This is a genomic window from Mailhella massiliensis (genome assembly GCF_020741395.1).
Classification (GTDB): domain Bacteria; phylum Desulfobacterota; class Desulfovibrionia; order Desulfovibrionales; family Desulfovibrionaceae; genus Mailhella; species Mailhella massiliensis_A.
The window spans coordinates 1-9,987 of sequence record NZ_DYZA01000060.1; the positions used below are offsets into that span (position 1 = coordinate 1).

The 9,987-nt window shown below is 60.1% G+C and carries 7 protein-coding genes and 1 tRNA gene; 3 read left to right on the top strand and 5 right to left on the bottom strand.

Going from position 1 to position 9,987, the window contains the following annotated elements:
* The 5 genes from K8W16_RS03210 to mfd form a co-directional block, all read right to left on the bottom strand.
* Positions 1 to 646: glycine--tRNA ligase subunit alpha (locus K8W16_RS03210; protein WP_304121100.1), on the bottom strand; the 646-nt coding region annotated here is incomplete at its 3' end.
* An 89-nt stretch (positions 647 to 735) separates the two neighbouring features.
* Positions 736 to 1,482, bottom strand: coding sequence for a DNA repair protein RecO (recO, locus tag K8W16_RS03215; protein WP_304121102.1), 747 nt, complete (start codon positions 1,480 to 1,482; stop codon positions 736 to 738).
* A gap of 164 nt (positions 1,483 to 1,646) precedes the next feature.
* Positions 1,647 to 2,582 carry a RodZ domain-containing protein gene (locus K8W16_RS03220; RefSeq protein WP_304121104.1) on the bottom strand — a complete coding sequence of 312 codons (936 nt, stop codon included), beginning with the start codon at positions 2,580 to 2,582 and terminating at the stop codon, positions 1,647 to 1,649.
* A gap of 8 nt (positions 2,583 to 2,590) precedes the next feature.
* Positions 2,591 to 3,532 (bottom strand): SurA N-terminal domain-containing protein, encoded by a 942-nt coding sequence (locus K8W16_RS03225; RefSeq protein ID WP_304121106.1) that lies wholly within the window; start codon positions 3,530 to 3,532, stop codon positions 2,591 to 2,593.
* 22 nt (positions 3,533 to 3,554) lie between these two features.
* Positions 3,555 to 7,139 carry a transcription-repair coupling factor gene (mfd, locus tag K8W16_RS03230; protein WP_304121108.1) on the bottom strand — a complete coding sequence of 1,195 codons (3,585 nt, stop codon included), beginning with the start codon at positions 7,137 to 7,139 and terminating at the stop codon, positions 3,555 to 3,557.
* A 495-nt stretch (positions 7,140 to 7,634) separates the two neighbouring features.
* On the opposite strand from mfd, the gene K8W16_RS03235 reads away from it, so the two are divergent.
* The 3 genes from K8W16_RS03235 (at position 7,635) to K8W16_RS03245 (ending at position 9,855) form a co-directional block, all read left to right on the top strand.
* A complete protein-coding gene (locus K8W16_RS03235) occupies positions 7,635 to 8,282 on the top strand; it encodes a YitT family protein (RefSeq protein WP_304121110.1) in 648 nt (215 codons plus the stop codon).
* Between the two features lie 627 nt (positions 8,283 to 8,909).
* Entirely contained in the window at positions 8,910 to 9,668 is a 759-nt protein-coding gene (locus tag K8W16_RS03240; protein WP_304121112.1) for a hypothetical protein, read from the top strand.
* Positions 9,669 to 9,760: 92 nt separating this feature from the next.
* Positions 9,761 to 9,855: transfer RNA gene (locus tag K8W16_RS03245), tRNA-Ser, on the top strand.
* The last annotated feature ends 132 nt before the right edge of the window (positions 9,856 to 9,987 follow it).

Below are 9,987 nucleotides of genomic sequence, written 5' to 3' on the forward strand. Positions count from 1 at the left end.
AGTCGTTGAAGTGCTGCAGCAGCATGGCTGCATCGCTCTGGTCGAAGTTGTAGCAGGACTGCTCGTATTCGTTCTGATGATACACGTCCCCGTAGGTGATGGAATCGTTCCACTTGATGTCATAGACGGATTCCACGCCCTGCAGATACATGGTGAGGCGCTCAAGCCCGTAGGTGAGCTCCACGCTGGCCGGAGAAAGGTCTATGCCGCCCACCTGCTGGAAATAGGTGAACTGCGAGACTTCCATGCCGTTGAGCCACACTTCCCAGCCGAGTCCCCACGCGCCCAGCGTGGGGGATTCCCAGTCGTCTTCCACAAAACGGATATCGTGCTTTGCCGGGTCTATACCGAGAGCCTTCAAACTGTCGAGATAAAGCTGCTGCGGATCTGCCGGAGCGGGCTTCATGATGACCTGGAACTGGAAATAGTGCTGAAGGCGATTGGGGTTGTCGCCGTAGCGGCCGTCGGTGGGGCGGCGGGAAGGTTCCACATAGGCGGCCTTCCAGGGCTCGGGGCCGATAACGCGCAGGAAGGTGGAGGGGTTGAACGTGCCCGCACCACATTCCAGGTCCACAGGCTGCACCACGGCGCATCCCTGCCTGGCCCAGTAATCCTGCAATGTCAGAATAACATCCTGAAAATTCATGTATCACTCCTGAAATTCGCCAATGGAGCCATTGGCCTTGCTTGCCTCCGCGCCGCAGACCCGCGCAAAAAGCCTGCCCTGCCGCGCCGCTACATGGCCTTGAACCGGCCGTTGGCCCATTCAAGACCGAGATGATATCGCACAAAAGCGTCGATCAGGCGCGCGGCCTGCCTTGCACCCTCCGGTGAAGGATCCAGCCTGCCCCATGACTGCGGTGAGTATTCCTTCACTTTCCCCAGTACGTCAAGAGCTTCCTGCCCGAGGAAAAGGCTCATGTCGCCGGGGCGACGGCAGGAAGGGCAGCATACGGCGCCTTCCCCCACCAGAAAATGCGCCTGCTCCACACCGCTCAGGGCGCGCCCGCACCGGGCACAGACCTTGAGCTCCGGGGCATAGCCCTGCTCTGCCGCAAGACGGAATCGGAAGAGCACCGGCATGACGGGCGAAAGCACCGCTTCCTCTTCCAAAAGCTGAAACATGCCGTGCATGAGCGCATAACCTGCCTGCGCATTATCGGGAGGAACGCCCATGGCTTCCAGAAAACAGACACAGTTGGCCGCCATGCCCTGCCTCCGCCAGTCGCGGCGCAGGCGTTCCGGCCCTGCCAGAAGCGTGGCTTCCTGTAAATTGAGAAAACGCCCGTCACGCGAATAGGCGGCGCTTGCCCGGATGCGGTTATAAACGTCGAGGCATCCGGTGAAGCGCCTTCGGCTCCGGCTGCCGCCGAAAGCAAAGGCCGTGACAAGCCCCTTCTCACGCGCAAGAAGGCGAACCCACAGATCCGCCTCCCGAAATTTTCCGATACGAAGCACCAGGGCGTCGTCCGTCCACTGCATAAAAAAGCCCTGTCCCCCACCATGAATGACGCGTCAATCTCGGTATGAAAACGCTTCGACCCGCAAGGCGGATCGTGCCGCCTGCACGCCTTTCCCCGGCGCAATCACCTGAAAAAACGCCCGGTCGGCCCGTCCTTCGCGTCAGCCAAAAGGCACGGGCCGGGCTACTCTGCCGGGGGAAAACTCATAGTCACCACGCGCGGAGAGGTCGAACGGTCCAGCTCCTTGCCGTCGTACACCACTCGCACGGCCCTGGCGTTGCCGAGACGGATCACCAGAGAGTCGCGGAACGTCATGGAAAAGGTATCGCCCTTGCGCAGAGTGCGCTGCTGCTTTTTGCCGTCCGGCTCAAAGCCCATCCAGCAATCTCCGGTGTCGGCGATGACTTCCACCTGATGCATCCCGGCAGGCAGGGCCACGGCTTCTTCCGATGCCGGGCTTTCCGGCACGGAAGAAGGCTCCACGGCCTGCGTAACGGCAGGCGTTTCCGCCGCTTCCGGCTGCTCCGCAGCTCCTGCAGAAGCTTCCGGCGAAGGCCCGCCCTGCTCCGCACCGGCCTCAGGCTGCGTCACATTGGCCTCAGGCTGCGTCACAGCCGGGGCAGGAGGCACAGGCTCCGTGGCCGGAGCCGCATTCCCCCAGGTGGGAACCGGGGCTTCGGAAGAGGACTGCTCTCCGGACATGACCGAAGGGCTCTCGTAATCCCTGCCGGCAAAAAAATGCAGGTAGGCCATATACGCCCCGCTGGCCAGAGCCAGCAAAAGCACGGCCTTGAGCACTCCGCCGAGAATCACGGGCAGCATGCTGGGCTTTACCGAGGTATAGGTGGTGTTTTCCGCGATCACGGGGCGGGAAATATTCTCAAAGCCCTCAAGCCCGCTGAGCCATTCCGCCACCTCCTGCTGGGAAAAGCCCACCAGGAGAGCGTATTCTTTAATGAAGTGATGCACATACACGGTACGGGGCACACGGTCGGAACCTTCCTCTATGCCCTGAAGTATGCGCGTAGGAATCTTGAGCCTGTCGGCCACATCGGCCACTGTCATATCGCGGCCCTCACGGGCCTCACGGAGCCTTGCTCCCAGTTCTGCCAGAGTCATAGCGCGCCTCAGTTGCGGATATCGATGAGCGCCTTGTCGCGAAGCTGAGCGGTATACTGCTGGAAGCGTTCCTGCAGGCGGGGCTGGCGCAGAATCTGTTCTATACGCCTGGCAGTATCGGGATCGGGAACGGCATCGCTCTGATCCGTGTTTTCCGCTTCCTCAAAGTCAAGCAGGGCGATCTGAACCCTGGTGGCGTTCATATTGAGCAGGGGAGAAACCTCCCCCTTCTTCAGGCGCGAAATCTGCTCCAGCATGCCCGGAGCCATGTCGGAAAGCGCCATGAATCCAAGGTCGCCGCCGCCCTCGGCGTTGGGACCGATGGACACCTTGCGGGCGGCGTCATGGAAGGATACCTTGCCCGAAGCAATATCGCGCGCCCACTTTTCCGCGTCCACGTCCGCAGGGTAGACAAGCATGCCCACACGAGCGCGCCCGCTTGCAAAACCGGCTACGTTCTTCCGATAATAGTCGTTGATTTCCCCTTCTGTGACGACGACCTTGCTGACCACGTTGCGGGCCATAAGGCGCTGGGAAACAAGCTGCACATAAAGGTTTTCACGGAATGCCTTTTCCGTCACGCCGTCCTTGGCCATCTGCTTGAAAAAGACATCGCGTTCCAGCCGGCTGTCCTTGATGATCTGATCGAGGGCGGCGCTCACCTCATCATCGGAAACCGAAATCTTCTCCTTCTCAGCTTCCTGAAGGAGTATCTTATTGTTGATCATGCTGTCGAGCACGGCCTTTCTCACCTCAGCCGCCATCTGAGGATTTTTCGCGGAGTCGACCTTCTGTGCGGCAAGTTCCAGCTGAACGGCCTTATCCAGCTCGCGGGAGGTGATCATATCGCCGTTGACGACCGCGACGATGCGGGACACGGGAGCCGACAGAACAGGCTGCGCGGACAGAAGAGAGGCCACGCAGGCCAGAGATATGAAAAGGGTACGCAAGAGAGCACACTCCTGATATTCGTTACGATGTTTGCTTATAGCCTGTTTTTTTCACACTGGCAACGTGCCCGGGGTCAGATTTCCCCGCCGGGCTCCCCGAGATCCCGGCTCGTACGGCCGGACCCTCCCGTTCCGTGTTCAACTCTTCCAGAAGGGAGAGCGCCTCATCCAGCCTTCGGGCTGGGGAATCCCCTTCGGCAAGGGAAAGCTCCAGGGTGGCCGGAGGCTGAAGCCTGATACGGTCCCTGTGCGCCATGACAAGACGCACTATGTCCTCCGGCCGCACGCGCTTCTGCCCCTCGGCCCAGGTGACGCGTACGCGGTCGGCCCACAGGTCCGCCCTGGCCACGCCGAGCTCGTTCACCCGGGCCTTGAAGACCAGCACGGAAAGGAATGTTTCCAGCGCCTCGGGGAAGGGGCCGAAGCGGTCGCGTATCTCCATCTCCACATTCTCCCGCGCCGCGCCGTCCGTGGCGGAAGATAGCATCTTGTAATATTTCAGGCGCTCATGGGCATCTTCAATATAGGAGTCGGGAATATGGGCGGGCAGGCCGAGATTGATTTCCGTTTCCGTGCGCAGAAGCTCTTCCTCGCCCTTGAGGCGCGCCACGGCGTCTTCCAGCATTTCGAGGTAAAGGTCAAGCCCCACGCGGGCCATGTGGCCGGACTGCGCCTCCCCGAGTATATTGCCCGCGCCGCGCAGGCGCAAATCTTCCATGGCAACCTGAAAGCCCGCACCGAGATAATCCATCTCCAGAATAATGCGCAGCCTCTCCCGTGCCAGAGCGGGCAGGTGTTCCACGTCCGAAACGACGAACACAGCATAGGCCTGCCTGTCAGAGCGCCCCACCCTGCCCCGAAGCTGATAGAGCTGCCCCAGGCCGAACATCTGGGCCTGATCCACAATGAGCGTATTGGCGCGGGGGAAATCCAGTCCCGATTCCACAATGGCCGTACACACCAGTATGTCCAGCTCCCCGTGCCAGAACTTGTGCATGGTCTCCTCAAGTTCCTTTTCCGCCATCTGCCCATGAGCCATGCCCACGCGGGCCTCGGGCACAAGTTCCCGGACCATGGCGGCCGCCCGGGGGAGCGTCTGCACCCTGTTGTGTACGAAAAACACCTGCCCCTGCCGGGCAAGCTCACGTTCCATCACCTGCTTGAGCGCTCCCCTGTCCCTGTCGATGAGGGCCGTGGCCACGGGCTTTCTTTCCGCAGGCGCAGTTTCCAGCACGGAAAGCTCGCGTATACCCGACATGGAAAGCTGCAACGTGCGCGGAATGGGTGTGGCCGTCAGGGTAAGGGCATCCACATTCCTGCGCATCTCCTTCAATTTTTCCTTGTGACGCACACCGAAGCGCTGCTCTTCGTCGAGAATGAGAAGACCGAGGTTGGGAAGTTCCACGTCTTTGGAAAGCAGGCGATGGGTACCTATGAGAATATCTATCTGCCCCTGAGCGGCGGCTTTCAGGGTTTCCGTCTGCCTTGCCCTCGGGACAAAACGGCTGAGCAGCCCCACGTTGACGGGAAAGCCCGCCATGCGGGAACGGAAGGTCTGGTAATGCTGTTCGGCAAGCACAGTGGTGGGGCACAGAAGCGCCACCTGCCGCCCGTCGCAGGCCGCGCGGAAGGCCGCGCGCAGGGCAACCTCCGTCTTGCCGAAGCCCACATCACCGCAGACGAGGCGATCCATGGGCACGGGCCTGTCCATGTCCTCAAACACTTCCTGTATGGCACGGGCCTGATCCGGCGTTTCCTCAAAGCCGAAAGTGGCCTCGAACTCATGGTACATTTCCCCTACGGGGGAATAGGAAAAACCCTTGGCCACCTTGCGCCACGCGTACATCTGCATGAGGTCGGCCGCCACCTTTTCCACGGCCTTGCGCGCCTTTTCGCGGCTCGTTGTCCAGGAGCTTCCGCCGAGGCGGTCCAGCGCGGGAGGCGGGCCGTCGGCCTTGAACTTCTGCACCACGGAAAGCCTGTCCACAGGCAGGTAGAGCCGTGCACCCTCGGCGTATTCCAGAAGGAGATAATCGTTGTCCACACCGCTTGCGCCCGGGCTCATGCGGTGCAGGCCGCCGAAGCGCCCTACGCCGTAATCGCGGTGCACCAGAAGGTCGCCCACGCGCAGGTCATCGTACCTGTCCAGCCCTCGGAAAGCGCCGGAAGCCACCCTGCGGGACGTTTCCGCCCTGGGCTGAAGCAGCTCTTCGCCGAGGATGAGCGCCCCGTCCCAGACAAGCTCCGCGCCCTGTCTGTACGGAGCCACCACGGCGTAAAGGCCCCGCCCCTCCGGGTCGTAGCGGAGGGAAGGAAGTATACCGTCCTGCTCGGCCAGCTTGAGGAACTTCCGCCGCCCCCGCTCGGAAGCAAAGGCCAGCACCACCTGCCTGTGCGAGGCCACCCAGCTCTTCAGCCCGGCGGAAAGCTGCTGCCAGGGCCTGTCCTGTTCCGTCTGGCCGGGGAAAAGGTCGGCAAAGCCATGCAGCGTCCTCTCCAGAAGATCCGTCCCGGTCTGTTCCGTCCCCATGGTCAGCGGTTCGCAGTACAGGCGGGGACGGCTCTCAAAGGCTTTCTGCGCCCCGTCCGCATCGCGCAGGGCAAGGTACGCGGGCTGCATAAGGCTGGTTTCTTCCGACTGCACGCGGAAATGCTCGCGCCACCGCCTCTCGGCCTCGTCCAGCTCCTCCCTGAGTTCATGGCGGCCGGGCAGGAAGCAGTACATATCCGGTGCGAACCAATCATCCAGCGTGGTCGGAGCCGCGTACACACAGCCGGGCAGAAGGCGCATATCCTCCTGCTCCAGCGCATGCTCCAGGGAAAGGCGCGACGCTTCGCTGATGCTTTTCTGCCTGAGAAGGGTCTTCCAGTAGCCGCGCACGTCCTTCTTCCACACCTCGCCGGAGCCGAAGGGCGTGACGGGCAAAAACGTCGCTTCTTCCAGCCCGCCCACAGAACGCTGGCTGACAAAGTCGAACACGCGCATTTCGTCAACGGTATCGCCGAAAAATTCCAGACGCAGGGGCTTTTCATAACCCGGGGGAAGCACGTCCAGAATGTCACCGCGCCGCGCCATGTCGCCGGCATGGGCCACCATGGGGACGCGCTGATAACCCCACTCCACAAGCTGCTGCATGAGCAGCTCGGGAGCGATATCTTCCCCGATGCGTACGGTCATGGCTCTGGCGTCCAGAAAATCCGGGGGCGGCAGGAGAGGAATCATGTTGTCCAGCGTGAATACCACGCCTTTCGGCGTACCGGTACGCAGGGCATAGAGAACGCTCATGCGCTCGGCCCAGCCTTCCCGACTGAGAGAGCGCACACTGAAAGGAGGCAGAAAAACCCACGGCCGTTCCCAGAGCGGAGAAGGGGCGTTGTCGGAGGACTGCGAAGAGGAAGCGACTCGCCCTACGGAAAGCTCAGGCGTAAACAGCGTGGTCAGGCCGCGCATGACGGCGAGTGCATCGCGGCTGCGCACGGCTATGGCCGCACGGCGTCCGGCCCGCACGGCCTCTACGGCAAGGCGGGCCATGGTGGCCGAACCCGCACGGCAGACGGACAGTCCCGCGCCCTCTTCCATGTTATGGAACAGCGATTCTTTATCCATGTTCAACAGGCATGCATGATGGACGGAAGATACGAAAAAAGCTCCCCTTCAGCGGGGAAACATGACATTGCGACAGTGATAGCAGCAAGACGCCCCGCACGCAAGGCGCACGGCATGAGAGTTTGCGCACCCGCCCTATGCCCAGGCTTGCCTAAAGGCTCCGCCCGCTCTATGATGCCGCTATGCGACTTCATCAATATGCCTTTTTCCGCCTCTCCTTTGCAGGCATGGCGGAACGCCACTGGCGCAGTCATCTCTAAAGAACCGCTCCCGCATCCGGCCTGAAGCGAAACGCCCGCCTTTTTTCCTCCCTTTGTGCAGGCCTCCTTTTCCGGACGAAGGCTCCGTGCTCTTGCGGCCATGCCTTTCCTGCGCCTTTTATATTTTCTTTTTCTGCGCTTCCCCTTTCAGGCTCCAGCCGACTCCCTTCTGCAGGCACAAGCGTCCCCCGGCGTTTTCATTGCCGCCTTTCCTCCCGACATAAGGAGCACCGCCATGCCTTTGCTTCCCTCTCTCCGGCAATGCCTCATGAATATCGCAGGCAGCGCCATATTGTCTTTCGGCCTCTACCATGTCCATTCCCTTTCCGGCGTCACGGAAGGCGGTATTCTGGGGGCGACCCTGCTTCTCCAGCACTGGTTTCAGATTTCCCCCGCCTGGTCCGGCCTTGTCATGAACGCGGCATGCTACCTTCTGGGATGGAAACTCATGGGCAGGGATTTCGTGCTTTATTCCCTTGTGGCGGGCGGCGGTTTTTCGCTGTTCTATGCCCTGTTCGAGCGTTTCCCCCCCCTGTGGCCGGGCCTTGCCGCGCAGCCGCTCGCGGCCGCCGTTCTGGGGGCCCTCTTTGTGGGCGTGGGCGTGGGCCTCTGTGTCCGCGCCGGGGGAGCTCCCGGCGGCGACGATGCCCTTGCCATGAGCATATCCCACCTTACAGGCTGGAATATCCGCTGGCCCTACCTTATGAGCGACCTCATCGTCCTTGCCCTCTCACTTTCCTACATTCCGCTCGAGCGCATAGGCTATTCCCTTCTCACCGTCGTCCTCTCCGGGCAACTCATCGGCCTTATGCAGCGCTTCCCCGGCAGAAAAGCCGATGCGCACAGCCGCGATACGGAAAGCCCGCGCCTTCCCCTGAAGTAAGGCCTTTCCCCTACGCCGGATATTTTCCCGGAACTTCCGAAGCCTTCCCGCCTCTTTCTGCGGCGGGAGGGCCCTGCGCCCCATAAGGGAACAGCTTCTGCTTGCCGCCGCTCATGCGCATGGGAGCCGGAAGAAAAACTTCCCGTGTTGCAATCTCCCGCCTGCCCCGCGCGGCAGAACGGCATACGGATCTGCTTCCCGCACAGAGCTCTGTGCTCCTTGAAAAAGTAAACATCCTAAAAAAGGTAATCTGAGGTACGGAAATTTTTCTTATCATGAGAACAAAAATATTATATCGTGAAAATAAACTATTCCACAATATATAAAGAGAAAAATATTCATTTCAAGGAAAAGCACACTTCTTATATAACAGAAATATAAGGGCATAATCCTTCACGGTATAAAAAGAACGCCTGTACTTTGAAAAATTTTTGTCATGCGCTTAGCCTCACTTCTCCAGAAGCAACAGCTTTTTGGGGTGGATTTTCCGTAAAAATACACTTCTCTCACAGGTTCCGCCGCCCTACGGCTTGACGTGGAGAGCAAAAATCATTTTTATCAGGGCCACGCCTCTGGGCGCATCCTTCTTTTTACCATACCTTATTTAAATATTCTTCGGGGGTTGTCATGATTACCAACTGGCCTTTAGTGTTCTTCACCGTCTTTTCCCAACTCGGGGCAGGGGTGGCCTTCTTTTCCTGGTGGAAAGACCGCCGAGACGCGGCGTCCTCTTCACGAGGACGGCAGTTTTCCGCCGTAAGTGCGGCCCTGGCCCTGATTGCAAGCCTGATCAACTTCAGCGGTCTTGCCTCCGGGGCCATGCTCATAGCCCAGGCCGGCTGCCTGATCCTGGCCCTCGCCTCCGTGGGAGCCTCCCGCGGCTGCGCGCCCTGCGGCCTTGCTGCCTGGCTTGCCGGTGCGTGCTGCGTCATGGCCCAGGCCGCAGCTGCCGTTCCCGGCGAGGTATGGAGCCTGTCGGGCATGTTCCCGCTCGTGCTTTTCCCGCTCTGCACCATCATTCTCGGCGCCTCATTCTCCCAGCTTAAGCAGCTGGGCGAAGCGGAAGACGCCTCCGTGCGCTACGGCCGCTTCTACATGCCCCTGCGCATCTGCCTGTGGATCATGCTCATCATCACTGCCATTGCGCCCTGCATGGCCTGGGAAGATCCGTTCATGAGAAAATCCGCAATCATCTGGATGCAGACGCAGCTCTACTGGATGGGCGTCATTTTCAGCGGCGTGGTTCTCGGCCTCTCGCACATGGGACGCATCACCCTGCCCGTGCAGGCCATTGTAGCCTTTGTCAGCATTTTCGGCCTGCGTACCGCCTTCTATGCCGACGGCGTGCACGGCATCATCGACATGAGCACCCTGTACATGCGCTGACAGGTAAAATTTCCCTTTGCGCAGGGCTTGACAAGCCATGGCGCTTAGTGTAGCTATTTCCCCGTTGCGTATCACAATGCGCTTCATTGCGCGGAGAGATGTCCGAGTCGGCCGAAGGAGCTCGCCTGCTAAGCGAGTATACGGGCATAAACCTGTATCGAGGGTTCAAATCCCTCTCTCTCCGCCACAACAAAATTTTTTTGAGTCCTTTTGGATATGTAATTATCCGAAAGGACTCATTTTTTTATCTAAAGTGCGTCCGTCGTAGTGCGTTGTTGTGTACCTTGATAGGTACCCATAGCACGGAAGTTGTGTTAAA

Excerpts from the sequence above, each read along its gene's own strand:
- recO (WP_304121102.1), bottom strand. The coding sequence starts at position 1,482 with ATGCAGTGGACGGACGACGCCCTGGTGCTTCGTATCGGAAAATTTCGG.
- K8W16_RS03220 (WP_304121104.1), bottom strand. The coding sequence starts at position 2,582 with ATGACTCTGGCAGAACTGGGAGCAAGGCTCCGTGAGGCCCGTGAGGGC.
- mfd (WP_304121108.1), bottom strand. The coding sequence starts at position 7,139 with ATGGATAAAGAATCGCTGTTCCATAACATGGAAGAGGGCGCGGGACTG.
- K8W16_RS03235 (WP_304121110.1), top strand. The coding sequence starts at position 7,635 with ATGCCTTTGCTTCCCTCTCTCCGGCAATGCCTCATGAATATCGCAGGC.
- K8W16_RS03240 (WP_304121112.1), top strand. The coding sequence starts at position 8,910 with ATGATTACCAACTGGCCTTTAGTGTTCTTCACCGTCTTTTCCCAACTC.